The sequence below is a fragment of the Psychrobacter sp. I-STPA10 genome (genome assembly GCF_021012795.1).
In the GTDB taxonomy this organism is placed as follows: domain Bacteria; phylum Pseudomonadota; class Gammaproteobacteria; order Pseudomonadales; family Moraxellaceae; genus Psychrobacter.
On sequence record NZ_VFYU01000016.1, the window covers coordinates 1 to 25,445 of the forward strand.

The following is a 25,445-nucleotide window of genomic DNA, read 5'->3' on the forward strand; positions in this document are numbered from 1 at the left end:
TGGCTATGCGTTAAATAAATGTATGACAAAAGAGTTAGTCTGTCGTGCATTGAATATGGCAATTAGAAACAAAAAGCCCAGTAAAGGCTTACTTGTACATTCAGACCGAGGCAGTCAGTACTGTAGTTATGATTATCGTCATATCATTGCTAAACATGGATTTAAAGGTTCTATGAGCAGAAAAGGCAATTGTTTCGATAACGCCCCTATTGAAAGCTTCTGGGGGGTGTTAAAGAACGAACTCGTCTATCACCATCATTATCAAACAAGACTTGAAGCAGTTGATAATATCGTTAAATACATTGAGCTAGAATACAACCAAACTAGGATTCAAAAGGGTTTGGCTATGAGGTCGCCTAGACAGGTTTCGTTTGATTATTATCGTCAAGCCGCTTAATTAAAATCTCCCAAGTTGAGGTCTACGGATTTGACAGCAGGGGTCATTCTAATAGTTTCACTTCTGAATCAAAGCGCCTTGTATTTTTACTATTTGGGTTTGTAGGAAAGGTTCCGAACCTCCTATTTACTGGGTTTGGTATAGTACCAGGATGTTGATGTTCTCCGCTGGCTGCTACATAGGTACCTCTAGCTCCACCGATTCTTACATTAGCATAGGCGATATTTTTAGTCCGTCCAATATTTAAAGAGTTTCGGTAATAGTTAATGGTATTTAACCCTCCAGGGTTCAAATTATAGCTTATTCTATTGCCTATTTCCCTTTGGTATCTCTTTAAATCTCTTTCTATAAATGTCACATCACGATGAGTATATCTAGGTCCATTTATCGGTGAAACATTTGAATAGGTATAGTTTGGATCATATCTTCTTATCCTATTTTGTATTCCTTGAACTCGAGCACTGTGCACTATAGAGTTCGATGAGGGAGAATTGCCAATTCGATTTGGCGGTCTTCTAGAGTTTCCGTCTGGATCAACCAAATTAACAGGATTATTATGCGTATATGCATACAGGTTCAGGTTAGGCGGATTATAAACTCCTCCCATACCCCGCTCGCCATCCAAATAACTGCCTAGGATAGGATCAGGACTCTGCCAAACCTGCGTTCTTTCACTCGAGCATAGCTCTCCCCTTGCGTCGGGGCGACTGTCTCCCAGACACTCGCTTTATCCCTCCTCACATAATATCTAGCACCGAAGTAGTATAAGCCTGTCTCTTTATCCAGCTCCTTACCAGTAAACTTATAATCAGTACCAAATGCCCCTGATTGGTCTACCCATGTTGCTCGGGCATAGCCCTGCGCCTTGCGCTTCGGGCAACCGTTCCCCAAACGGTTGCTTTTCCTCGCTCACACTTGGGAAATAAGCAAAGAACTCATGTACCTCAACATTTGCATTAGTCAAATAGCTTGAGCTACCGATATGATTACTCGAGCATAGCTCTCCCCTTGCGCTCGGGTGAGTGTGCCACACACACTCACTTTTTCCTCGCTCAGATGATAGAAGTATTGTTGTCCTTCAGAATCAATGCCTCTTGGGTCTTCTGTATTGCTATGATAACCTAAGTCTATTTTAATTTTGTTAGGGCGGTAGCTTAGGATGCCATGACTGCGCTCTTTGACTAAGGCTGTGTAGTGAGCATAGATTCTATTTTCTAAGCTGCCTGTGGTACGGAGGTATACACTAAGATAGAGGGATGCTGCTGTTACCTTTATGGCACATGTAAAGCAGGGATTTGTCTGTCCAATTACTCTGTAGTGATGGAAAGGAAACCAAAGGCAGATGTGTCTTTAGAAGTAAAAGTAAGTGTGGTAGCTGTTAAATAGCTGGGCAGAATACCCAGGCTACGCTTGTTTAATTCAAGTATAATTTTTCTCTACTATCAAATTTTTCACTTTGATTGCAATGTTAATAAAATTAATCATTAAAAAAATAAGTCAAAAATTCTGTTTAATATAAGCCTATTTTTTAAACCCAAACTATTCACCATTTATTTAACAATCTCATTTTCAATAATATTAAATTTATCACTATATTTTCTGATAAAAACCTTAAGACTTTCCTTTGTATCGACAAAATATTGCTTAGGCTCATATCCCGTCACCATATAAAACATTGGATAAGTCTCTGAAGTATAGTATCTAATTAAAATATCTTTTGACATAACCTCAATACCTAACTCTCCTTTATCACCAAAACACACCATTCTCAAATTTTTTTCTGGAGTCTCACGAGTAATATTAAAATCCGGATTATCACAATTAAAGCCATCCTTTTCTACAAATCTCTTTAAGTCAATCCTAATGCTTTCATAATTTGGTCTCGCATTTTTCAAAGTAAAATCAATCTCATAATGGACAGAGCCAGGGAAAATGAAAGCGAGTGAGATTAATACTAAAAATAATAAAATACCGATACCTACTATATATTTAATCATTGTTTTAGCCCCATAGATTTTTTAACTGACCTCATAGAATGTAATTCAACTCTATAAGACAAATTTTGATAACCAAAACTTGTTGGGAATGGTTCAGCTGGTTCTAAAGCATGTTGCCGTCCTATAGAGTTAGGCATTAACCAACCTAGTCCTGCTCCATTTTGTGAAAAACTTAGTATTTCACCTCTAATATAATAGTTATCTATATTACTATCTCCTTTGTCATTTGAACCAAAGTTTGTTAATTGATACACACCAGCAGCATTATATGTTTTAGCTTCAATACCAGTTCTTTGTGATGCAGCAGCAACTAATCCCCCCCTAAAGTGGGAGAGTTTTTCAAATATATTTTTCGGGCGTCGCAATACCCGTCCACCTATAAGATGGAAAAAATAACTAGGTTACATTTTTTATGTATTCAATCTAAATATATAATATTATCATAAAGTGAATCTAGATCTTCATCATTCCGATTCATATAAATTTTAAAATCTTTCGATAGCTGATATAATTTCAACCAATCGTTAGAATATAAGAAATTATTATCGTATCATTTATCTTTGCGATTTTCTGAACATATCAAACTGTATAAATAATCATGAGATAGTTTATATTCAGAAAAATGTTTTAATGTTAAATAATTTTTTAAACCTTATAAATTAATATCGGAAATCATTTCTTAATTATCTACCATCTCAAATGGCATATAACTATTTCTAGGAAAAAGTAAGGATAATTCTTTAGGCTCTAAAGAAAATGATAATGCAAACCATTTCAACCATCTTTTGTAGTAATTCATAGTTATCCAATTAATCGCAGCTATGTTTGATAACAACATACTTTTTAGAATACTACCTAAATATCTACATTTGGATTTTTACTAAAGAGGACACCGAGGTAATTAAAGTTTGAATCAGTAAAAACTACAGCTGTAAAATCTCGAAGTCCATTAAAGCCATAAATGTTTACGCTATCATTATTATTAATATCTCGTAATTTAGTTAATAAATCGATGTAATAATCCCTATTCCAAGGTTGATCTTGAGTGACTTCAACTTCAATAGTATACCTATTTTCATATATACCTAAAGCCTGTTTTGGTCTTAGAGTAGTTGATGAGTATTTTTCAAAATCTACAGAAAATTTTTCCATAAGCAATACTATGTCAGTTGGAATTGAAAACCTTAAAGTAGTCAAAGAATCCTCCATGAATATATCAAATTTTTATCTGGGTTTAATAAACCATTTTTCCTCCCTTACCAGTCAGTTTTAGTACTTCAGCCCCTGTTACAATTCCAGAAATTAGATACTCCCATTCATCAAATTCGTAGATAGTTAAATAAGTTACTGAATATCACAAGCTACACCCAAAATATGAGCTAAACAGTACCAGTAGAGTTGTTTATCGGAGCATAATACATTTGATCCTTAGGAACCTATTGTGCAAATAGGCTACCTCCTTTAGCGAAACTTATTGTAGTATTAAGATTCGTAGTTACTGAAAATCTACTTCTCGGCGGATTCCTCAAATTCTGAGCCCTTAGTGCTTTGTGCAATTGCTAGCTTATAGGGTGAGCCCTATATGGCTAATAATTCTAAGACTCTTTTCTGAACCGCAGCCAAAGCAGTTGCTAAATTATATTCACTTTCTATATAAGCATTACGAGATGCGTCACTCATTATAGAACCAGTATCATCGAATATATGGTTTTTTGTTGTATGGCGAGTTCCACAGAATACAAGCTCAAATTTATCTCGGTTACTATCATTAACTGCCGAAGCATTATGAGCTTATGAAGCTAGTCTAGCAGACTGCAGTTATCTAATTTTTATTATTATTTACAATATTTTATTTATCACAATCTAACGATAATATTTTGTATATACTATAATTTTATTACACCGACTTTGTTGTTATCCAACCATAATATGCATTTAAATTAAAAAATAATTTATATTATTACAGGTATTGACTATCTTTTAAATATCTTTTTTAAGAATACACCTTCAAAATCACTCTTTATTTCAAACATACTTTCAGCATTTGATATATTAACTATTTTCTCCGAAACAACTTCATCTCCTACAAAGTAATTCACTAAGTGGTAACTTGAGAGTCCATTACTCCAAAAATATATATAACCGCCAAACTCATCATTATTAAATTGAAATCCTATTAGTTCACCAAAGCTCTCATCATATCCGTCAATATATTTTATTTCCATATTTCTATCAAATAATGATGCTATATTATCTAAAAACCACTGCTTTAAATAATCTTTTCTAAAAAACATGGTCGTATTCCAATACTAAATCATCTAATAAATATCTAAAACAACAACGCAATTTGATAAACCAAATAGCTAATAAAAAAATTATTGGTATAGGCTAAGCAGAATAAAATTGACACAAAGCAGATAGACAAAGCCATATAAATAATACTGCAAGAAAATCTAACGCCGTATTAGACCTCTGACAAAAGTAAAATAGGGGTTGAAAATAACATTTTTATTCAGACCAAATAGGAAACCATGCCAGACATAGATACACTACTCAGACAAAGTGAAGTAGGCTTTAAATGCTATACAGGAATTCATAAAGCAGCCATTTATGAAATGCGAGAAGCTATGTGACAGCATGAAGACTAAATCAGCTAGACCGAGCCAACTTAGCCTTAAAGAACCAATATTATTAGCGCTTACGTACTGACAAGAATATCGAACGCTTTATCACATCAGCATAGACTTTGGTATTCATGAATATTCTGCCAATCGAACTATTCATAAAGTAGAAGACATTTGTATAGATTCTGGTAAATTTGAATTACCTAAGAAACTTTTTTAATCAATTGCAGTCAATGGCGGCTGCACATCAGCATTTTGCCCACGATGACGCAAATAATGATCAAGTAAAACAATGGCAAGCATTGCCTCAGCAATGGGCGTGGCACGCACCCCCACACAAGGGTCATGCCGCCCTTTGGTCAGCATTTCAATAGGCTCACCTTGCGTATTGATACTCCTGCCCGCCGTGGTAATACTAGAGGTTGGCTTAAGAGCAATACTAACCTTAATATCTTGTCCAGAAGAAATGCCACCTAAAATACCACCCGCATGATTGGCAGTAAAGCCATCAGGTGTCAGCTCATCACGAGAAGTATGTCCAAACTGCCCTGCCACCGCCATACCATCACCAATTTCCACCCCTTTAACTGCATTAATGCTCATCATGGCATGGGCAATATCAGCATCAAGGCGATCAAACACAGGCTCACCCAATCCCACTGGCACACCTGTTGCTATTACCTCAAGCTTTGCACCGCAGCTTGTACCTTCACGGCGCAAACTATCAATCAATGCTTCAAACTTTGCAATGGCATCGGTATCGGCACAAAAAAACGGATTACTATTGACAAAATCCCAATCAATATCAGTAGTTGCCATAGGCTGAGCGACCTCAGTGCCAATTTGAGTGACATGACCATGTATTTGAATACCTAAGCGATCTTTGAGGTATTTTTTGGCAATTGCCCCTGCTGCTACTCGCATCGCAGTTTCACGTGCAGAAGAGCGTCCCCCACCTCGATAATCACGAAAACCATATTTCATACTATAAGTATAGTCTGCATGCCCAGGACGAAAGGTTTGTTTAATCTCACTGTAATCTTTGGATTTTTGATTGGTATTACGGATCAACAGACCAATAGAAGTACCCGTTGTCTTGCCCTCAAATACGCCTGAGATGATTTCAACCTCATCAGGCTCACGTCGTTGGGTGGCATATTTAGACGTTCCTGGTTTACGTCTGTCTAAATCAACTTGCAAGTCTGCTACGCTAAGCTCAAGCGATGGTGGCACACCATCAACAATTGCCAATAAGCCAACACCATGAGACTCGCCACAAGTAGTTACCCGAAAAACTTGTCCAATACTATTTCCTGCCATGCCATATCCCTATTTCAAAACCTATCAAAAAAACTCAACCTTAAACACTCAGTCTTAAAAACTAAACCTAAATTTAAAATACTAATTTATATCATCTAGCCGTGCTACTTGTGCAGCAAATAAATGACGATGGTTCATTAAATCCTCATAATCCATCGCAAAGATGCCCGTACCACCCCATGCAAATTGCAACCAATTAAAGACAATATCAGGATATGCTTGACGCAGTGCCCATTCGCTATCGCCCACTTCACAAATAAGCAGTCCATCTTTTTGATTTAAGTAATCAGGTGCATCATGCAAAATACGATGTACCAAATCCAGACCATCTTGCCCTGCCGCCAGTGCGTGATCAGGCTCATACAAAAACTCCTGTGGCAGATCTGCCATGGTGGCTGCATCGACATAGGGTGGGTTGGTGACAATCAAATCATATTGATGCTCAGCAGGTAGCTTAGCAAACAAATCAGACTCAATTAAATTAACTTGATGTCCAAGCCCATGATGCTCAACATTCACTGCCGCTACTTCAAGTGCCGCCTTATCCAGATCGGTGGCATCAACCGCAGCATCAACAAATCGGGTTGCCAGCGCAATGGCAATACAACCTGAGCCTGTACACAAATCCAAAATACGCTCAGGCTGAGCCAACTGCTTAGCTTCTAACCCATGATTAAAAAATAAGGACTTTGCATCTTCTGCTTTTTTTTGTTGCTGATTGCCACTACCAATGGGACGTGCCAGCTCATTAATATCATAATAAGGATAAAGCTGCTGACGAATCAGCTCAGCAATCGGTGAGCGTGGGATTAATACGCGCTCATCAACATAAAAAGGCAAATCACAAAAATATGCCAAATTAATCAAATAACTGAGCGGACAACGCTGCACAATACGGTCTTGTAGCAAAGTCAAAATATCTGCTTTTTCCGAATTGGTCAGACGACAATCTAATATTTGCTCATCGACAGCCCAATCTAGTGATAATGAATGCAGCACAATTGCCGCCGCTTCAGCAAACTCATCTGTCGTCCCTTGTGCTACCACCACATCATGGCTACGCAATTGAGTCACAGCAAAACGAATCATATCACGAATGCTAAATAAACTTTGCATGGCTTCATTAAAACTTACTCGCATCTGCTCTAATGTCATACTCATATCTGCTGCTTCATCGTCCATAAAGTCAGTCGCTAAAAAAGCATCGGATACCATTTCTTGTCTCTCATTCACTGCTGATTTAGGCATATCGGCAGATAGATTTGGTTGTGACATCATAACTCCTTAAAAGGGGAATAATAGGGGGTATATCAATATATCAAACAGCATACACAGTAAAACTACATCATTTTAAATAGAAGGTGAAATATAAAATACTGACAATCCGTGACAAATTAGTCAAACACTAACTAAAAATCACCCAGACCAATACCACTATCTACTATGGATTTTGATGCAAATTGTTACCACAATCCTACTAACTTTCGCTTTTAGCAATATAATCCGTATATTTTATCGTAAAAATTTGCCAGTTTGACTATTTATAAGCATAATAGCACTATTATTTTCACAATAGTGATGACAAATTATGCTAAAACCAAACATCCTTTCAAGTCACATCTGCACAATACTATGCTGTATGAGCCTAACAACCATCAGTATGACAGTATCTGCTGCACCCAATACGACTTCTCGCCCTCTGCCTGTGCAGCATATTGATGACATATCTACCCTAATCATTAATTCTGAACGTACCATTTCCAGTCACGATGATGCAGACGCTGATGATTCTGCAATAGCTTACGCAGAAGCACAAGTTGCTGAAGCGACCCTTGATAATGATAGTGCTGACGATAGAACGGATGATATTAACTCAGGACAAGCCGTTGATGCTGGCAGTAACAGCGATGACCAATCTTCTATTGATAGTATCGAAAATAACAAAGTAGAAACTAGAAATGGTAAAGTTTATACCACACTCAACCTCTCTAACTATGCCAAACAGGTCAATGAGTCACAGTGGTCGCCAAACATGAAAGTAAACTCAGCGATGACCGTAAAGCTACAGGCTTTACTAGATTGGAATCATGCTTCACCTGGACCAATTGATGGCGGTTGGGGTATGAACAGTAAAAAAGCTTTGACAAACTTCCAAGCCATGCACGGACTGAAACAAACGGGCAAAATGAATCAGCAAACATGGGATGCCTTAACTAGAAATATCGACATGAGTCAGCCTGTTTTGGTAGAGTATACCCTGACTAAAGATGATGTGAACACTAACTTTGCCGCAACACCTGCTGGTGCAGCAGCCAAATCAAAAATGAAGGGACTGTATTATCAAAATATCGTTGAAATGCTGGGTGAGCGTTTCCACATGGATGTACGTTATCTAGAAAAGCTCAATAAAAACAAATCATTTAAAGCAGGTGAAACAATTACTGTACTCAATGTGGGTGCACCTCTAAAAGAGAGAATCAACCGAGTAGTTGCTGATAAAGAAGCCAAAACACTGTATGCCTATAATGGTAATAAACTGGTTGCTACCTATCCAACCACGGTTGGTAGTAGCACAACGCCATCACCTCATGGTACTTACAAAATTGTCAATAAAGTAAAAATGCCATGGTATAAAGCCACGGTAGGTAGTGATGCTGACAAACAAGTCTATATGCTTCCACCAGGACCAAATAACCCTGTCGGTGTGGTCTGGATGGGACTATCTAAACCATCGTATGGTTTACATGGTTCACCAAAACCAGAAGGAATTAGCCGTCAAGCCTCACATGGTTGTATCCGTTTAACCAACTGGGATGTACTAGAGGTATATGCCAATATCGAACAAGGAGCAACTGTGGAGCTTAAATAAGCCAACCACTTAACTTAAACCCAATACTCTCATGTATTCAATAAAAAATCACCCTATCATTTGGGTGATTTTTTTGTGCTTATAAACTTATAAATATAAATTCTAATATAAAGCCGATACAAAGCTCAAAGTCTAGCAATAACTACATAGTATAAGTACCCAGTGCAGAGTCTGCCTTACCCGCTAACAAACGTTCCATTTCATTTTTCATACGAATACCAGGAGCATCTGTACCAAACTGTACCGCAAACCCAGCAGGGCGATTTGCTTGTGCTTTAATATTAACCCAAACTACTTTGCCATTTAGTGGCATACGCTCACTAGAGCCAGGGAGAGTCACCGCAACAAACACATCATCACCAAGTTGGTATTGTTGATTAGAAGGAATGAATACAGCCCCATTATTAACAAAGGGTAAATAGCTGGCATAGAGAGTTTCAAGATCTTCAATATGGCAGGTAATAATACCACCACGTCCACTGGGCAAAGCCATCACAATATCCTTAATACACTAATTAATAAATCAATTTTAAAGTTTATTCTACTTAACATCGTAATATTAACACTCACACAGGTTAAGTAAAAGACTCTACATGAAAAAGCAGTTTTAAATAGTTGCTAATTGCTGCATCAGTTCATCATATATCAATTTTTCCTGCACATTTTGTCCAATAGATATTTTCATATCATCTATATTGTGTTGCAGTTGTATCCATTTTTCAAATGGCTTATCCATCAATGCTGTCAATTGTTCAAAATCTATATCTTGTTGCTTAGGCGCAATACCTAATTTCAGCCGCTGTAAATCATTGATCATCACTTGGGTTAACTGAAGAAAGTCCGTCAAATCAAGCTGCGTTTGCCAATAATCACTGGCAGCAATACTACTGCGTTTACCATATTGCAAAGCTCGCCATGTAATCAACCACAATTGACGTAATCCATACCATGGTGCATCAAAAAATGCTAAGGCTTTTAATGGCGCACCATCGGCTATCGCTAATAACTGAGTGGCTATTTGCTTAGCAGCTTCTGGCTGACCACCCTCGACCCTATCTGATGACTTTGATGACTGAATCTGTTGCTGCTTGATAATTTGCTCAGTTAAAAACGTTTGTGCACAACTGGCTGAAAACTGCGTAATGGGTATTTGTTGCACCCGACTCTTGATGGTTGCTAATAATTTGGCAGGTCTATCACTAATCAAGATTAAATACACCCCTGCTTTGGGCTCTTCTAATGTCTTTAACAAAGCATTTGCTGCTGCCACTGTCATGGTATCAGCATAATCAATCACACAAATTCTCCGTCCATGACTGCCCTGATTGACAAACGGCTGTAAAGCTCGAATATCATCTACTTTGATTTTTCCAATGGCTGTATTGTCCGCGCTGGATACTTTTTTATGCATCGATTTTGAAGATTGATTAAGGTTTTTTTTCTGTCCCTTACCATCAGCGTCTTGTGCTTCTATTTCAATGATTTGACTTTCTTGCGGCAGGACAATCAAATCAGGATGGGTAGCAGATGCCAACCACAAACAACTGTCACAGCAACCACAAGCACCTTCTGCATGTTGCCCTCGATTATGACATAGTAGCCATGCGATCAATCGCCATACAAATGCATGTTTACCAATACCTGCCATACCAGCAAATAGCAACCCGTGTGGCAGCCTATCAACACGCATCGTTAACCGCTGCCACAGCTCCTGTTGCCATGGCAATAATGGCGCAAAATAGGGAGAATTTGCGACCATCTCATGGTTGACTAACGGATAATCCACGGTGTTCATTTATTAGCTATGCCTTATTCAACAGCATCAGTCATCATAAATTCGCTTAACGGCAGGGCATTGAGACGATCTAAATCTGCTTGCGTATCGACACCTGCGGGCAATATGGTCGCAGCTTGAGCTACTGCAATGCGTTCACCATTTTCTAAAATACGTAGCTGCTCAAGGCATTCTAGATTCTCAAGCGTACCTTGTTGCCAAGTCACAAACTGCTTTAACAAGCCTACTTTATAAGCATACAAGCCTAAATGTCGATAAGCATTTTTAGGTACAGTTAACGCTTGATTATCGGTAAGCTTCGTATGCTTAGCAAGTGCTAACGCATGCTCTCTATCACAAGGAATAGGCGCTCGACTAAAATATAGTGCATGTTGATTGTGGTCACAAACCACTTTAACCACTGAGGGGCGCATAAATTCATCATGGCTTAGTATTGGCTCACACAGTGTTGCCATCACACAATCAGGATTAGCATTAAGCAGCTCAGATACTTGTTCTAGCAGCACAGGCGGGACTAACGGCTCATCGCCTTGCATATTGACCACAATATCTGTATCTGACCAGCCTTTAATACTTGCTACCTCTGCTAATCTATCTGTACCTGAGGCATGATCTTCTGAGGTCATCACCACATCATAACCAGCATCTTGGCAGACTTTCGCAATCCGCTCATTATCTGTTGCAATACATAAATCATCAGCAAATGTCGCCGCTTTTGCTTTTTGTGCTACCCATAAAATCATCGGCTGCCCATGAATATGCAGCAAAGGCTTACCTGGTAAACGAGTACTTTTATAACGGGCAGGAATCACCACATGTATCTTTTGTTTTATTTGCTCCATTTGATCTACTTTACGGGACGTAGTTTTGGATAACTGAGAAGATAAAGACATAAAAAACCTATAATGCGTTAATTGAGTAACTTATAAGAATAGCTAAATTAATATCTGATATTAACGATACTTAACTGTTGCTTTAGTATGGTATAACAAGCATCTGTTAGCTGAGCACGAACAGGGATAACCCAAATTGGTAATGCAGCAATTTGTGGGTTATTTCGCGCCAACACTTGTATTTTAACCGCATCTTTACTGGTTACCAGTATCGGATATTTATCCAAACCTAACAAATCTTCTGCTAAAAAATCATGGTGATCAGCAAACGCTCGTTCAATGACTTGATAGCCTAATTGCTGTAGCGTATTAAAAAATCGCTTAGGATAGCCAATACCAGTCACTGCATAAACCATCTCACCTTGTTTTGGCGCACAATCCTGCTTTACTTCCATACCATCTTCGGCTTGCACAGGCTGTTGTATTGTCTGACCACCCTCACTTGCTGCCACTAGCTTTTGGGGCAATGCAGGTTGTAACCACATTTGCTTAGGCGGGCTTGCTGCTGAGTTTTTAATATTTACATTAATCACTTTATCAACGGTTTGCTGAGTAGGGATATGATAAATCACTGTCGCTGTTTTTAACCGAGCCACAGACTCACGTAAAAAGCCCGTTGGTAACAACTGCCGATTACCAAAACCACGTGCGCTATCTACCACAATCCATTCAATATCTCGCTGCAAAGCATAGTGCTGCAAGCCATCATCAGCGATGATCAACTGCACATCAGGGTATTGTTGTTGCAAAGTCTCAATGGCTTGCTGACGGTTAGGACACACTGCCATTGGCACACTTGTACTTGCGACAATCAAACATGGTTCATCCCCCACCACAGTTGGCAAGCTCTCTTGAGTCACTATCGCAGGCATTTGGCTAACATCACCACTATAGCCTCGGCTAATGACACCCACCGCCACTCCTTGCTGCTGTAAATACTCTACCAAAGTGATAATCAATGGTGTTTTGCCACTACCGCCAACACTAATATTACCAATAACCATAACAGGTATGGTAGCACGGTAACTTTTTAACCAACCTTGCCGATACAGCCAACGCCGTATCATCGAGATGAGTGCATACAGCCAACTCAGCGGTAATAATAACCAAAGCCATGTTGCCTGCTTTTGCCACGCCTGCGTAAATAACGTTTCTAGCTGGCTCATCTCATTACTTTCCTAACTTTCCTATATGGTATTTTGTAAGTTTATTTGACTTATACTCATTCAGCAAAGTTGCGCTCATACATCTGGGCATATTGTCCACCCAACTGGATTAATTCCTTATGGCTACCAACTTCTTGAATACGCCCACCATCAAGTACCACAATCTTATCAGCAGCTTCAATGGTTGTCAGACGGTGAGCAATGACAATGGTGGTACGGTTTTGCATCACATTATCCAATGCTTGCTGGATATAATATTCAGACTCATTATCTAGCGCACTGGTTGCCTCATCCAAGATTAAGATGGGTGCATCTTTTAATAATGCACGCGCAATCGATAAGCGCTGACGTTGTCCACCAGATAACTGCAACCCTTCTGCACCAATGCCACTTTGATAACCATTTGGCAATTTCATAATAAATTCATGCGCAAATGCCGCCTTAGCAGCAGCAACCACCTCTGTCTCAGACTTGTCTGCCAAAGATCCATAAGCAATATTATGGGTAACCGTATCATTAAACAACACCACTTGCTGATTGACCATAGCAATTTGCTCTCGCAATGCTTCAAGTGAGATAGCCTCAATGGGCTGATCATCAAAATAAATTTGCCCCACACTCGGTGATAAGGTACGAGTCAATAAATTGACCAATGAGGTTTTCCCTGCGCCACTACGTCCCACCAATGCAATGGTTTCACCTGCATTCACAGACAAACTAAAGTCTTGTAAAGCAACTGTACCATCCGCATAAGTCAGTCCGACTTGCTCAAAGCGAATATTGCCATGTAATAAAGGCGTAAGCTTACCCTCATCACGCTCTTCTGGTTCATCCAATAACGCAAAAATTGACTCACCTGCTGCAATCCCTCTTTGTAATTGCTGATTAATATCTGTCAATGAACGTACTGGTTTACTCAATAATCCAGCCGCACCAATATAAGCAATAAACTCGCCCGCACTGGTACTACTAATCACTTCTGGACGCAGCGCAAGCCACACCACCACACACATTGCACTTGCCATTAATAACTGAATAAGTGGCGTATTAATACTATTAGTGACCACCACCTTCATACCTTGTTGCAAGTTTTTCTTTGAGGCAGCATCAAAACGTCTGGACTCATACTTTTGACCACCATAATTTTTTACCACATGGTAACCACTCACCACCTCATTGGTAATATGACTGACACTACTCATTGTCTCTTGAATACCCTTAGACAAATCAAGAAAACGCTTAGAGGCAAAACGTATCAATCCAAGAATGGGGGGCAGTACCAAAAATAAAATTAGAGTTAATCGCCAATTGCTATAAAGCATATAACCCAACAGAGCAATAACCGTCAATCCATCACGAAGCAACGTCTTCATCGAATCTGTACTAGCCGCTGTTACTTGCTCAACATCAAAAATAAGTTTTGATGAAATCATTCCCGCTGGATTTTCTAAAAAAAATGAGCTAGGCAATCTTAACAACTTATTAAACACCTCAACACGTAGCTTATACACCAAGTTACGTGAGATGAGCGCAGAAAAATAGTTACCCAAAAAGCTACCTAAACCACGAGTAACAAATAATAAGATAATAAGTAATGGAAATATATTTTGCTTTGATTGATCACCCCGATTAATCGCATCGGTGATAAACTGTAATAATTTGGCAATCCACACTTCTGTCGCAGAATTAATGGCAAAGCCCACAACAGTAAGTAGCAATGCCCACCAATATGGCTTCAAATACCCTAATAATCTAATAAAGGTTTGACGGCGGCTAGGTGAAGTTAAGGTTTTCTTAAAAAATTTAGGATCGGTATGAACCGAATTTTCAGACGAAGACATGGAAGACCTTTATCAAGTTCTTGATAAGTTTATCTCTATAATGATTGCTCATAGAGATATTCAAAACCTCATATAAAGAAAAAGGATTTGTAATGATGATATAGCGATATGACAAAATACTAACACTGCTACTAATACTGCTTACTACTTATTTTTATTGATTGTTTTTACAGTAGGTTGATTGAATCAACATTTAATCTGCTAACATACTACCATCTGGAGCAATGCTGCTATTAGCAACTGGTACAATGGTACTGATGTTTAAATTCACAAAACCCATTTTACCTGCCACATCCATCACACGGACAACAGATTGATGCGTTGCATTGCCATCGGCAGCAATGATAAATACCATATCTCGATTATCTCCTGCTTCTTGCTTTAGCATATTCGTTAGCTCAGCCTCACTGTCAGAGCCTAGTGCAATACCATTGACTGCATAGCTACCATCTTCTTGCACCGATACTTCAATGCTTTTATCTTGCTGAGTCACCTCAACACCTTCTGCCTCTGGTAAGACAATATTTAAGCGACTAAAATGATTAAAGGTGGTTGCTAATAATAAAAAAACAATCAAAAACAACAAACAATCAATCATAGGGGTCAAATTGATCTCAAGGGGCTCAACAGTTGGTTTTCTAAAGCGCATACATGCCTCAAATTTCTATCAGGATGGTTGTTACATGATAGTTTTTATTTTTATGGTTTTTACTTACTTTTTATCAGCTTCATCCAAAGAAATCTCTGTACTAGAATCAGTGGTAGCTAACGACAGACCTGCACCACATTCATTAACAACTTTAGGAAACAGTTGATAATCATACATCTCTTGTATCATAAGCCCTGCTTGTGTCTCAAACTCAGCATTGATATCGACGATACGTCGCTGAAAAAAACGATAAGCCACCAAAGCAGGTATTGCCACTATCATCCCCGCTGCAGTGGTAATTAAGGCTTGTGATACTCCAGCAGCAAGCAAAGTAGGATCTTGCATAGCACCATCAGTAATCGCCAAAAAAGAAGCAATAATACCAAGCACTGTCCCTAACAATCCCAGTAAAGGTGAGATAGCACCGATTGTACCCAGCATATTGATATTTTTTTCTAATTGATGAATTTGTACACTGGCACGGTTTTGCATGTGCATGGTCATCGAATCCAAGCCATATTGTCGATATAAAAGTCCTGTCGCAAGAATATCACCCAATGGTGTCTTTTCTTTCACATTCATCAATTGGGTACGACTAATATCACCATTTTCACGTAACCTATTAATAAGTTGTTCACGTAAGCGTTTGGGAACGATACGATCATATTGTAGCTTCATGCTACGCTCAATAATAATAATTAGTGCCAACACTGAGCATAGTACAATTGGTGCCATTAACCAACCACCTGCTCTAATCAACTCCCACATACACATACCTTTTTTGTTAACGACAATAGTAGTAACTCTATTTATTCATGCTTCCATACTAACCATTAGTGTCATATTCTTAACAAGAATATGACACTGACAATAGCTTTTGTAATTGTTCAAGCTCATCATCTGAGTGAAAAAATATCTCTACACTACCTTTGCCGTTCTTTTTTTGTTTGAGTTTCACTTCTGCCCCAAGTATTTCAGACAGTCGCCGTTCAACCGCTTGTTTTTCATGATCATCGGCTTGGCTAGATTTAATCGATGCACTACTTGGTTGCAAAATGGACTTAACCAGTTTTTCAGCTTCTCGTACTGTCATTTGCTGATCAATAATTTTTTGGGCAATGATGGGTTGCTGCTCAAGTGATAAAGACAACAAAGTACGGGCATGCCCCATATCTAAGTGTTTATCAGCAAGATGCTCTTTGACTTGTTCATGCAACTGATTCAAACGCAATAGATTGGATACTGTCGTGCGAGCTTTACCAACCACCTCTGCAATCATGGCATGGCTCATACCAAACTCTGTATGAAAACGTTGCAATGCTGCTGCCTGCTCTATGACACTTAAATCTTCACGTTGTATGTTTTCAATCAATGCCAATGCTATGGCAAGCTCATCGGACAATGCACGCTCAATGGCAGGAATAACCGTTTCACCCGCCATTTTTGCTGCCCGCCAACGCCGCTCGCCAGCAATGATTTCATGGGTAACCTGCTCTGCTGTTTTGTCTTCATTCGCCAATAAAGGTCTGATAACAATCGGCTGCATTACCCCATGTTGGCGAATGGAATCTGCCAACTCTGCCAATGCCGTCTCACTCATATCTCGGCGCGGCTGATACTTACCTGCTTGTAACTGCTCTACAGCAATTTGCACCAAAGACATCTGCTCATCAGTTGATGAACGGCTAACACTAGAGGTGGATTTATTGGCAGTGGCTGTCTTTTTTGTATTGGCTCGGTGAGATGACGTGCTGGTTGTATTGGCATGGGTATGCTCTTTATTTGAGTCAGCCACCTCTTTAGAGACACTTTCATCACGAAGTGCTGAAGCTGCAATCTGCTTTTCTTTTTTGATTGATCCCAATAAGGCATCAAGCCCCCTATTGGCAGCCAGCCCCCTTTTTTTTGCCATGACACCTACCCTCTACCACATTTTATAAAATTTGACTAAAACTCAATAACCGTCTGCCTTTACAATATACAGCAAGCGGCTTCATACTGCATCTAAAAAATCACTGTATCACTTGATAAAATAATTTTGCAATCTAGACTTGGGGTAACTCCAAGCTGAACTATCGACTTTGCTGCATCACTTCATTTGCCAGTTTTTGATAAGCTCTTGAACCTTTAGAATATTTTTCATAAGCAATAACAGGCAAGCCATGGGCAGGTGCTTCTGCCAAACGCACGTTGCGTGGAATGATGGTGTCATACATCAGCTCTCCAAAGTGAGCTTCAAGTTCAGCGGACACATCATTTGCCAAAGTATTACGTGCATCAAATAAAGTACGTACCACTCCACGTATATGCAGTTTTGGATTCAGCTCTTTTAACCGCTCAATGGTTTGCGATAAATCTGCCAATCCTTCTAGGGCATAATATTCACATTGCATTGGAATAATGACCCCATCTGTGGCAACCATCGCATTCACAGTCAACAAGTTTAAACTGGGTGCACAGTCAATAATCACATAATCATAACCTGCCAAAGACTGCATTGCCTGTCTTAAGAGCAAATGACTGTCTGTCTTCGCCATCAAGCTAATATCAATACCAGACATATCACGATTGGCACCGATCACAGCAAAACCTGCTGGACTTTGAACAATGGCTTGCTCAATATCAACCCCATCAAGTAGGATATCAGCCATGGTCACTGCCAATTCTCGCTTTTCGATACCTGTGCCTGTGGTTGCATTACCCTGCGGATCAAGATCTATCAATAATACTTGATTTTTTTTTGCTGCCAAACTGGCAGCCAAATTCACTGCCGTCGTGGTTTTACCCACACCACCTTTTTGATTTGCAATGGCAAGAATTTCCATAAGTACTCTTTGTTTTAGTTAATGTTTTACAATAAACACACCTGGTTTGTGTTTGGCAACAGATAAAACTAACTTTAGCTATTTTTTTTGCTTATCTGCTTTTGATTACTTTAGACGTAAGTCTATTAAATGTCGAGTTTCATCTAGTCTAGGTACGTTTAACACCTGAATATCTATATTCCAATTATCTACCAATGTATCTAATTCTGTAGCATCTGGTACATGCCCTTTCATTGCTTGCAACACACCATTTGTATGGCTTTTGGGGGCAGCGGCTGTCACAAAATCTGGCAAACTGGCAAATGCCCGAGAAGTCACCACATCAAACTGACCGGAGAAGTTTTCAATACGGCTCGCAATCGGTATCACATTATCTAGTGATAGCTCACTGCTTATCTGCTTAATAAAGCGAATCTTTTTTTGATTACTATCAAGCACCGTGCACTGCCTATCTGGTTGGCAAATCGCAACCACCACGCCAGGCAATCCTGCACCTGTGCCAATATCTAGCAATGTTCCCTTAGCTAAATAAGGTACAATGGCTAAACAATCAAATAAATGCTTAATTAACGCTTCTTTAGGTACAGTAATAGCAGTTAAATTATACGCTTTATTCCATAGTAATAATTTATCAAGATATAATAATAAGGTTTGGCATTGTAAAGTTGTTAGCTCCAAACCAATATCTGATAATGCGTGTGACAGCATGGTATCAAACTCTGCTAATTGCGGTGCAATTATTTTATAGGATGTCATAGTATAGAGCCATCTATCGAATTATTTTCAATAATATGCAAAAGTTTATCTAAACACAAAATAATCTAAGAAAAGTAGGGTCTGTTGAACATTCATCTTCATAGGAAAAATTGAGATACATTTGTCTTAGTCAAGGCAATGAACGCAGGCAATATCGTGATATTGATAAGTTCATTAACGCAGAATAAGGCAAATTTAGCCAATTTTTACATGAAAGTAAAAAGTAGCTGTATCCCTTGCAAATATTAGTCTAACGTGGTGAAAGTTCAACAGACCCTAATACATTTGATTAATAAGTACATAACCCACATAAAATAAGTGAGTCAATAATAAAGGCTGCCATTATATAGTCATTTGTATATAATTTCACTATTAAGCGTTCAGATATAAGCATATCTTCAATTCTTCAATACATCATTAATATTCTTATCAATACACACAACCCATATAAATCCTATAAATAAAATAACCTTTAGCCAAATCCATGCCAAAAACTCATTTAAAATCCTCAACCCAAGCCAATAAAATGACATCTCACACGCAAAAAAAAACCGCCGCCCACATCAAAGCCACTTGCCAGCTTCACGCCAGCCATGCTAAATGCTACACCAATCCCTCTACCCTACCAGAATCAACCGATGAACTCATCGACTTAGAAAATACTAACTATCTAGAATTTGGGCAACAGCGTGCATTTACTGCCATTGATACCGCATTAGATATCCATGCTCATGGCTATCATATATTTGCCACAGGTGAGACTGGCTTAAACATACACAGCCTAATCCACAAAAAACTAAGCCAAGATGCAAAGCAACAACCCACTGCAAATGACTGGATATATGTACACAACTTTAAAAATCCATGTCAACCCATTGCATTGACGCTGCCTACTGGACTTGCACCACAGCTTGAACAACACATGCAATCCCTATGGCATCACAGCAAAAAACGCCTGCAACAAAAATTTAACAGTGATTATTATCAACAACAAATAAAAAACATCAAAAATAAGACGGTCACTACCACAAAAAGCTTAGAAAATTTAGAAGATTTCGCATGTCTAGAAGACATACTCAATGACCGCATTGATGACTTGCATCACACCTTGGCTAAGCATTGCCTTACCCCACTTTTTCAGCAGCTTAAGCAGCAGTTGATACAACTTTGGCAGCAACAAGCCATTATTGATACCAAAGCAATTAATACAAAATCAGTCAATAGTAAAAAATCAGATGATTTAAACTCAGGTGATTTATTGAGTGGCATAAAGTCGTTAGACTCAAACAACTTAGGTAACTCAAACAACTTAGATAAACGATATGATTTAGACAGTTTAGAGAATATCGACAACAGGCTGTCATTGGTTGCTGTATTTGCACAATTAGATCACATACAGCAAGATATGATGGCAAATGTCCATCATATTATTGATGAAGATAATGACGCTTTTATTAGCCATGCCATGCAGCTTATCCCTAGCCGCTATGGCTTTCATATGTTAGTTACCCATACACCGCAGTCAGGCGCACCGCTGGTATTTGAAGACTTTCCTACTCAGCTAAATCTATTGGGTTATGTCGCAAAAATGACACAAAAAGGCAGTGTGTATAGTGATGCTGGCATGATACAAGCAGGCTCACTGCACCATGCCAATGGAGGTTATCTGATTTTAGCAGCCAACCATTTATTAAAACATGATAATGCATGGCAAGGGTTAAAGCGGACATTGCAATCACAACAATTAACTTTCTCTAACATAGAGCAAAATCCAACATTAATGGGTAGCTTATCTTTGAGTGCAACTTTGACCCCACAACCAATACCACTTAATGTCAAAGTAATTTTGTTGGGTGATTCGGATCTATATGATCAACTATTGCAACTTGATCCAGAGTTTGATCGGTTATTTAAAATACGTGCTGATTTTGCAGATGAAGTCAATCGGCATCATAATAGTGAGCTTGCCATCAGCCATAAAATAGCAGCGATGATACAAAGTCACCAATTACTGCCATTTCATTGCAGTGCCTTGGCAGCTTTGCTAGATGATTTAGGGCTACAAGCAGAAAGTCAGCAAAAATTTAGTTTACATAGCGATCGACTGCTGCAATTATTACTTGAATCCAACCGTCATGCCAAACTTGAGCAGTGCATACAAGTACATGGTAGACACGTTCAGCAAGCCATTAATGACATAACCGAACGCTCAGGATATCTTAAGTCATTATATTGGCAGGAATTGACCGATGGACAGCAGCTCATTAGTACTCATGGTGATGCCATTGGACAAATCAATGCCTTAACCATCATCAATTATGCAGACAGTGAGTTTGGCATACCCGCTCGGCTGACAGCGGTGGTACAACATAACATTGGTACAGGTGATATTTTGGACATTGAACGTGATGTCGAACTAGGTGGCAGCCTACACGCCAAAGGCATGTTGATTATGAACAGCTATTTGCGTGCCTTATTTAGCCCATTTCATGGTTTAAATTTTACTGCCTCACTTGCTTTTGAGCAAAGTTACGCGCAGATTGATGGCGATAGTGCAACCTTAGCAGAAGCCTGTGCATTATTATCAGCCCTAGCCAATACACCAATTCATCAATCTTATGCCATTACAGGGTCAATGAATCAACTTGGTGAAGTACAAGCCGTTGGCGGTATCAATGCCAAGATTGCTGGGTTTTATGATGTTTGTATGCAGCAAGGCTTGACAGGTACGCAAGGGGTTATCATGCCTGCTGCCAATACTCAGCAACTCATGCTACGAGATGATATTGTGCAAGCCATTGCTACTGGTCAATTTCATTTATATGCGGTCAACACCCTCAGTGAAGCCTTAAGTATCTTGACAGATCTACCCATAGATAAAATGAATAAAAAAAATCGCTATCATAAATCCACTTTGTTTGGACGTATCTTAAAACGACTGCAAATGTGGGAGATGGATAAGGATATTGACAAAGAAATGCTAGAAGAAGACGAAGCAGATCAGCAAAAACAAAAAAACAAGTGCAAAAAAACGAACAAAACCTAGTATCATCAGTATTAATTTATATTAAAATAAGATACTGCCTACTGTTCACTTTAAAAGACAATCTAATTATGAATACAACTAACCCAAAAAAAACCAGTACAAAAGCCTGCAAAGACAAAAAAAATATGGCTGCCAAATCTACAAAAAATGAGACATCTAAAGATAACAGCACCGCCACCACCGCCCGACAATGGCAGCTACTATCACAGTTAGAGCGTGGACGCTGGCTTGGCACAGCACATCTGCATGAGCAACTAATGATGGCAGGATTTGACACCAGTTTGAGAACCGTTCAGCGGGACCTGAATGCCTTGGCAGAACGCTTTCCAATTGAAAAAAACAATGCCAATCCTCAAGGCTGGCGCTGGAAAGACGATGCCCCTATCCAAAGCCTACCACACATGAACTTATCACAAGCCGTCGCCTTTAATATGGTAGAGGCAAACTTAGCACAACTGCTACCCCCAGCAATTTTAGATGAATTATTCCCATGGTTTGACCTTGCACGTCGCCAACTAAAAGACAGCAAAGTGGCTCATACATGGCTCGATAGAGTGCGTATAGAGCCTGCCACGCAACCCCTGATTGCACCTGCTATCGACATCGATTGCAAAGATGCCATCTACGAAGCATTATTCCATCAAAAACAAATCACCGCACAATACACCCGCCGCAATAAAGATGAACCCAGCGACTATCTGCTCAACCCACTTGCCATCGTACAACGAGGTGTCATCATCTATTTGCTTGCCACACGAGCTGATGACAATGATGCCACCATTCGTACCTTTGCTCTACATCGCTTTACCATGGTATCCGTAGAAGACGAAGCCGCCATCTTACCAGCAGACTTTGAGCTTGAAAGTTACATAAACTCGGGAGGCATGGGATTTGTAGACCCTCTATTTCAAGATTTACCACAACATGGTAAAAACACACCCATTACCTTAGTATTTAATGGGCAGGCGGGCAAAAGTCTAACAGAAAGCCGCCTTAGTGAAGATCAACAAGTCTATGAAGATGAAGACAATAATACATTGACTGTCACCGCCACGGTTAACCTCACCTCTCAGCTTGTTTGGTGGCTACGTGGATTTGGTCAAGGACTACAACAGATACAACCTGAAATTTTGGCGCAAGCAGTCAACCAAAATTAGCAACTAGGTTACATCTATTCAATATACAGACGCCAAATTTTTTACTTATAATCATCTGCTCAAATACAAAAAGAATTTGTACTTATCTTTTTTTGTATTGCTTAACTTTATTATTGAACTTAACCTTATTTTGACACCATTGATATGACGGGCTCTTTATGTCTGAAACCACCGCTGCTAATCCAACAACAACCATACATGACATACCACTGACTTGGCTATTAAGTGATCTGAACATCAATCGTGCAAACTTATCATTTGGTACGAACTTTCGACCTACTCAGGTTGCCAAGTCTGGTTTTATTAGTCGCATAAAAGGCACCAAACAATATATTGATATAGATTTGTCTTGTCTAATTTTTGACCATAACTGCACGCTCATTGATCAAGTCTGGTTTAAACAATTACGCGACAAATCACAAGCCATTCGCCATAATGGAGATAGCTTAAATGGCAAAGATCGTGGCAGCATACCTGAGCTTGATCATAATATTGACCTAGAAAAAATTGAACTACATCTGACAAAACTTAACCCTGATGCTCATCATTTAGCCTTAATTGTAACCTCTTATTATGGTCAACCATTGCCAGCTTTATCACATGGTTCAATAAAACTCACAGATGATGAAAATAACGTCATTGATTTACAAGACTTGACCATACTACCTGAAACATGCAATGCCTTATGGTATGCAGGATTAAGCCGTGAGCTTGGAGAATGGCGCGTCACCATGCACAAACTAGCACTACAACATCACAGTATTCCAAAAATTGCAGAAGAAATTCGTAATGAACTGCTAAGAAGCTTTGTACCAAATTAATTTGCACCCAGCTAGTTTTGCTGCAATTAAATAATAAAAGCCACATTAGTCTATGAACAATGTGGCTTTTAATCACCTACCTAAACTTTTGTCAGCTAAAGCTTTTCACCACAATGAGGACAATAACATTTTTTCTCCAGCTCTTTGACTTTATTTTCATACTCTTGCTCTCGCAGCACTTGCGTCACAATTTCACGAGCCTCCTCCTTATTTAATCCAACTTCACGCCTTAATGCATCAATTTTTAGCGTATTTTGCGTTAAGTCCATATTTTCATTGAGCAGCAGCTCTTTAAAACGATGCTCAAGCTCCTCTCGACGCTGCTCAAGCTCAGAAGCCAAACCAGATGCCAAAATACCTGCTGGCAGGGCTGCCAAACCCACACCCAAAATAGTAATGACTGCCCCCAATATTTTACCTGCCGTGGTCACAGGAATAACATCACCATAACCCACCGTTGTCAGCGTCACCACTGCCCACCACATTGACTTTGGAATCGACTCAAACTCTTCAGGTTGAGCCTGATTTTCCACCAGATAAATACCACTGGCAGCCGTCACAATCATAATGATTAAAATAAATAAAACCGCTTTAAAAGAATCTTTCTCCTTACTAATTACCACCAACAAAATACGCATGGCAACAAAATAACGGGTCAATTTTAATAGGCGGAATAAACGTAAAATACGTAAGAAACGCAAATCAATATTGACAAAGAAGTTAATAAACGCTGGAGCAATGGCGATAAAATCAATCAGTGCGCCTGGACTTTTTATCCACTCCCACCGCTGCTGCCAATTTTCTTTCCAGCTATAATCTTCAGGATTTTCTTCTACTATGCACCAGATTCTAAGCAAATATTCCACCGTAAAAATAAATAATGAAAAATCTTCAAATAACTTAAAATACTGCTGATAGGCATAATACCAAGCATCGACAGATTCACAAATAACCGCAGCCACATTTGCCAGAATCAATATGATTAAAAAAGCATCTACTGAACGACTGAGCTTATTTTCAAACTCATCATTTTGCAATATATTATAGACAGCTCTTCTCAACTGATAATATGGCTTTAACACACTCATAAAACGCTCAGGGTTTAAAAATAAAAAGAAAACAAAAATTCACCCCTAATATTCATATCATATTAAAATAATAAAAATGAATTCTAATAAGGATAAATAAAATAAAATTGTGACAATAATAACAAATAAATTGTAATCAGCCAAAGTAGCCAAACTTAATTTTGCAATTATAACATCTGCAAAAAAAAAGATTATCTTACG

Annotated in this window: 24 protein-coding genes and 1 pseudogene; 6 read left to right on the forward strand and 19 right to left on the reverse strand. The window is 38.9% G+C overall.

Annotated features, from left to right (window positions below):
• Positions 1–397: DDE-type integrase/transposase/recombinase (locus tag FHK89_RS07830; RefSeq protein WP_230658824.1), on the forward strand; the 397-nt coding region annotated here is incomplete at its 5' end.
• Positions 398–440: 43 nt separating this feature from the next.
• Here FHK89_RS07830 and FHK89_RS07835 read toward each other — a convergent pair.
• The 6 genes from FHK89_RS07835 to FHK89_RS07860 form a co-directional block, all read right to left on the reverse strand.
• The gene (locus tag FHK89_RS07835) at positions 441–1,022 is read right to left on the reverse strand and encodes a hypothetical protein (RefSeq protein WP_230658827.1); all 582 of its coding nucleotides are present in this window, start codon (positions 1,020–1,022) and stop codon (positions 441–443) included.
• A gap of 183 nt (positions 1,023–1,205) precedes the next feature.
• The gene (locus FHK89_RS07840; protein ID WP_230658830.1) at positions 1,206–1,430 is read right to left on the reverse strand and encodes a hypothetical protein; all 225 of its coding nucleotides are present in this window, start codon (positions 1,428–1,430) and stop codon (positions 1,206–1,208) included.
• Positions 1,431–1,947: 517 nt separating this feature from the next.
• Positions 1,948–2,394 (reverse strand): hypothetical protein, encoded by a 447-nt coding sequence (locus FHK89_RS07845; RefSeq protein ID WP_230658833.1) that lies wholly within the window; start codon positions 2,392–2,394, stop codon positions 1,948–1,950.
• Positions 2,391–2,759 (reverse strand): hypothetical protein, encoded by a 369-nt coding sequence (locus tag FHK89_RS07850; protein ID WP_230658835.1) that lies wholly within the window; start codon positions 2,757–2,759, stop codon positions 2,391–2,393. Before FHK89_RS07850 ends, FHK89_RS07845 begins: the two co-directional genes overlap by 4 nt.
• A 490-nt stretch (positions 2,760–3,249) precedes the next feature.
• Entirely contained in the window at positions 3,250–3,591 is a 342-nt protein-coding gene (locus tag FHK89_RS07855; protein ID WP_230658837.1) for a hypothetical protein, read from the reverse strand.
• A gap of 776 nt (positions 3,592–4,367) precedes the next feature.
• On the reverse strand, positions 4,368–4,688 hold the full coding sequence (locus FHK89_RS07860) for a hypothetical protein (protein ID WP_230658839.1): 321 nt from the start codon (positions 4,686–4,688) through the stop codon (positions 4,368–4,370).
• A gap of 430 nt (positions 4,689–5,118) precedes the next feature.
• Between FHK89_RS07860 and FHK89_RS15000 the strand changes: the two are divergent.
• Positions 5,119–5,238: pseudogene (locus tag FHK89_RS15000) on the forward strand (IS5/IS1182 family transposase); the annotation flags it as partial.
• On the opposite strand, the gene aroC reads toward FHK89_RS15000, so the two are convergent.
• Positions 5,235–6,338, reverse strand: coding sequence for a chorismate synthase (gene aroC, locus FHK89_RS07865; protein WP_230658841.1), 1,104 nt, complete (start codon positions 6,336–6,338; stop codon positions 5,235–5,237). The pseudogene FHK89_RS15000 and the gene aroC sit on opposite strands and share 4 nt — an antisense overlap.
• 81 nt (positions 6,339–6,419) lie before the next feature.
• On the reverse strand, positions 6,420–7,520 hold the full coding sequence (gene prmB / locus FHK89_RS07870) for a 50S ribosomal protein L3 N(5)-glutamine methyltransferase (protein ID WP_230659030.1): 1,101 nt from the start codon (positions 7,518–7,520) through the stop codon (positions 6,420–6,422).
• Between the two features lie 457 nt (positions 7,521–7,977).
• Between prmB and FHK89_RS07875 the strand changes: the two genes are divergently transcribed.
• Positions 7,978–9,207, forward strand: coding sequence for a L,D-transpeptidase family protein (locus tag FHK89_RS07875; protein WP_230658843.1), 1,230 nt, complete (start codon positions 7,978–7,980; stop codon positions 9,205–9,207).
• A 142-nt stretch (positions 9,208–9,349) separates the two neighbouring features.
• On the opposite strand, the gene FHK89_RS07880 is transcribed toward FHK89_RS07875, so the two are convergent.
• The 10 genes from FHK89_RS07880 to rsmG form a co-directional block, all read right to left on the reverse strand.
• A complete protein-coding gene (locus FHK89_RS07880) occupies positions 9,350–9,700 on the reverse strand; it encodes a PilZ domain-containing protein (RefSeq protein ID WP_230658846.1) in 351 nt (116 codons plus the stop codon).
• A 114-nt stretch (positions 9,701–9,814) separates the two neighbouring features.
• Positions 9,815–11,002 carry a DNA polymerase III subunit delta' gene (locus tag FHK89_RS07885; protein ID WP_230658848.1) on the reverse strand — a complete coding sequence of 396 codons (1,188 nt, stop codon included), beginning with the start codon at positions 11,000–11,002 and terminating at the stop codon, positions 9,815–9,817.
• A gap of 14 nt (positions 11,003–11,016) precedes the next feature.
• Positions 11,017–11,844 (reverse strand): 3-deoxy-manno-octulosonate cytidylyltransferase, encoded by an 828-nt coding sequence (kdsB, locus tag FHK89_RS07890; protein WP_230659032.1) that lies wholly within the window; start codon positions 11,842–11,844, stop codon positions 11,017–11,019.
• A 98-nt stretch (positions 11,845–11,942) separates the two neighbouring features.
• Positions 11,943–13,061, reverse strand: coding sequence for a tetraacyldisaccharide 4'-kinase (gene lpxK / locus FHK89_RS07895; RefSeq protein ID WP_230658850.1), 1,119 nt, complete (start codon positions 13,059–13,061; stop codon positions 11,943–11,945).
• Between the two features lie 56 nt (positions 13,062–13,117).
• Positions 13,118–14,902, reverse strand: coding sequence for a lipid A export permease/ATP-binding protein MsbA (gene msbA / locus FHK89_RS07900; RefSeq protein ID WP_230658852.1), 1,785 nt, complete (start codon positions 14,900–14,902; stop codon positions 13,118–13,120).
• 193 nt (positions 14,903–15,095) lie between these two features.
• Positions 15,096–15,551, reverse strand: coding sequence for an ExbD/TolR family protein (locus tag FHK89_RS07905; RefSeq protein WP_230658854.1), 456 nt, complete (start codon positions 15,549–15,551; stop codon positions 15,096–15,098).
• A gap of 63 nt (positions 15,552–15,614) precedes the next feature.
• Entirely contained in the window at positions 15,615–16,319 is a 705-nt protein-coding gene (locus FHK89_RS07910) for a MotA/TolQ/ExbB proton channel family protein (RefSeq protein WP_230658856.1), read from the reverse strand.
• A gap of 79 nt (positions 16,320–16,398) precedes the next feature.
• Positions 16,399–17,463, reverse strand: a complete 1,065-nt coding sequence (locus FHK89_RS07915) for a ParB/RepB/Spo0J family partition protein (protein WP_230658860.1) — start codon at positions 17,461–17,463, stop codon at positions 16,399–16,401.
• Positions 17,464–17,623: 160 nt separating this feature from the next.
• A complete protein-coding gene (locus FHK89_RS07920) occupies positions 17,624–18,376 on the reverse strand; it encodes a ParA family protein (protein WP_230658863.1) in 753 nt (250 codons plus the stop codon).
• 105 nt (positions 18,377–18,481) lie between these two features.
• Positions 18,482–19,132 carry a 16S rRNA (guanine(527)-N(7))-methyltransferase RsmG gene (gene rsmG / locus FHK89_RS07925; RefSeq protein ID WP_442966570.1) on the reverse strand — a complete coding sequence of 217 codons (651 nt, stop codon included), beginning with the start codon at positions 19,130–19,132 and terminating at the stop codon, positions 18,482–18,484.
• Positions 19,133–19,616: 484 nt separating this feature from the next.
• Here rsmG and FHK89_RS07930 point away from each other — a divergent pair, with 484 nt between their 5' ends.
• The 3 genes from FHK89_RS07930 to FHK89_RS07940 all read left to right on the forward strand — a co-directional run bounded on the left by FHK89_RS07930 (position 19,617) and on the right by FHK89_RS07940 (position 24,156).
• Positions 19,617–22,178, forward strand: coding sequence for an ATP-binding protein (locus tag FHK89_RS07930; RefSeq protein ID WP_230658865.1), 2,562 nt, complete (start codon positions 19,617–19,619; stop codon positions 22,176–22,178).
• Between the two features lie 68 nt (positions 22,179–22,246).
• Entirely contained in the window at positions 22,247–23,335 is a 1,089-nt protein-coding gene (locus FHK89_RS07935) for a helix-turn-helix transcriptional regulator (RefSeq protein WP_442966571.1), read from the forward strand.
• A gap of 158 nt (positions 23,336–23,493) precedes the next feature.
• Positions 23,494–24,156, forward strand: a complete 663-nt coding sequence (locus FHK89_RS07940; RefSeq protein WP_230658867.1) for a TerD family protein — start codon at positions 23,494–23,496, stop codon at positions 24,154–24,156.
• A 95-nt stretch (positions 24,157–24,251) separates the two neighbouring features.
• On the opposite strand, the gene FHK89_RS07945 is transcribed toward FHK89_RS07940, so the two are convergent.
• Complete coding sequence (locus tag FHK89_RS07945) at positions 24,252–25,244, reverse strand: ion transporter (protein ID WP_230658869.1); 993 nt, start codon at positions 25,242–25,244, stop codon at positions 24,252–24,254.
• Positions 25,245–25,445 lie beyond the last annotated feature (201 nt).

What these genes read in the sequence shown, in the direction of transcription:
- FHK89_RS07875 (WP_230658843.1), top strand. Translation starts at nt 7,978, where the DNA reads ATGAGCCTAACAACCATCAGTATGACAGTATCTGCTGCACCCAATACG.
- FHK89_RS07930 (WP_230658865.1), top strand. Translation starts at nt 19,617, where the DNA reads ATGCCAAAAACTCATTTAAAATCCTCAACCCAAGCCAATAAAATGACA.
- FHK89_RS07910 (WP_230658856.1), bottom strand. Translation starts at nt 16,319, where the DNA reads ATGTGGGAGTTGATTAGAGCAGGTGGTTGGTTAATGGCACCAATTGTA.
- FHK89_RS07920 (WP_230658863.1), bottom strand. Translation starts at nt 18,376, where the DNA reads ATGGAAATTCTTGCCATTGCAAATCAAAAAGGTGGTGTGGGTAAAACC.
- FHK89_RS07845 (WP_230658833.1), bottom strand. Translation starts at nt 2,394, where the DNA reads ATGATTAAATATATAGTAGGTATCGGTATTTTATTATTTTTAGTATTA.
- FHK89_RS07915 (WP_230658860.1), bottom strand. Translation starts at nt 17,463, where the DNA reads ATGGCAAAAAAAAGGGGGCTGGCTGCCAATAGGGGGCTTGATGCCTTA.
- aroC (WP_230658841.1), bottom strand. Translation starts at nt 6,338, where the DNA reads ATGGCAGGAAATAGTATTGGACAAGTTTTTCGGGTAACTACTTGTGGC.
- FHK89_RS07905 (WP_230658854.1), bottom strand. Translation starts at nt 15,551, where the DNA reads ATGCGCTTTAGAAAACCAACTGTTGAGCCCCTTGAGATCAATTTGACC.
- FHK89_RS07945 (WP_230658869.1), bottom strand. Translation starts at nt 25,244, where the DNA reads ATGAGTGTGTTAAAGCCATATTATCAGTTGAGAAGAGCTGTCTATAAT.
- rsmG (WP_442966570.1), bottom strand. Translation starts at nt 19,132, where the DNA reads ATGACATCCTATAAAATAATTGCACCGCAATTAGCAGAGTTTGATACC.
- FHK89_RS07935 (WP_442966571.1), top strand. Translation starts at nt 22,247, where the DNA reads ATGAATACAACTAACCCAAAAAAAACCAGTACAAAAGCCTGCAAAGAC.
- prmB (WP_230659030.1), bottom strand. Translation starts at nt 7,520, where the DNA reads ATGGACGATGAAGCAGCAGATATGAGTATGACATTAGAGCAGATGCGA.
- FHK89_RS07880 (WP_230658846.1), bottom strand. Translation starts at nt 9,700, where the DNA reads ATGGCTTTGCCCAGTGGACGTGGTGGTATTATTACCTGCCATATTGAA.
- lpxK (WP_230658850.1), bottom strand. Translation starts at nt 13,061, where the DNA reads ATGAGCCAGCTAGAAACGTTATTTACGCAGGCGTGGCAAAAGCAGGCA.
- kdsB (WP_230659032.1), bottom strand. Translation starts at nt 11,844, where the DNA reads ATGGAGCAAATAAAACAAAAGATACATGTGGTGATTCCTGCCCGTTAT.
- FHK89_RS07860 (WP_230658839.1), bottom strand. Translation starts at nt 4,688, where the DNA reads ATGTTTTTTAGAAAAGATTATTTAAAGCAGTGGTTTTTAGATAATATA.
- FHK89_RS07885 (WP_230658848.1), bottom strand. Translation starts at nt 11,002, where the DNA reads ATGAACACCGTGGATTATCCGTTAGTCAACCATGAGATGGTCGCAAAT.
- msbA (WP_230658852.1), bottom strand. Translation starts at nt 14,902, where the DNA reads ATGTCTTCGTCTGAAAATTCGGTTCATACCGATCCTAAATTTTTTAAG.
- FHK89_RS07940 (WP_230658867.1), top strand. Translation starts at nt 23,494, where the DNA reads ATGTCTGAAACCACCGCTGCTAATCCAACAACAACCATACATGACATA.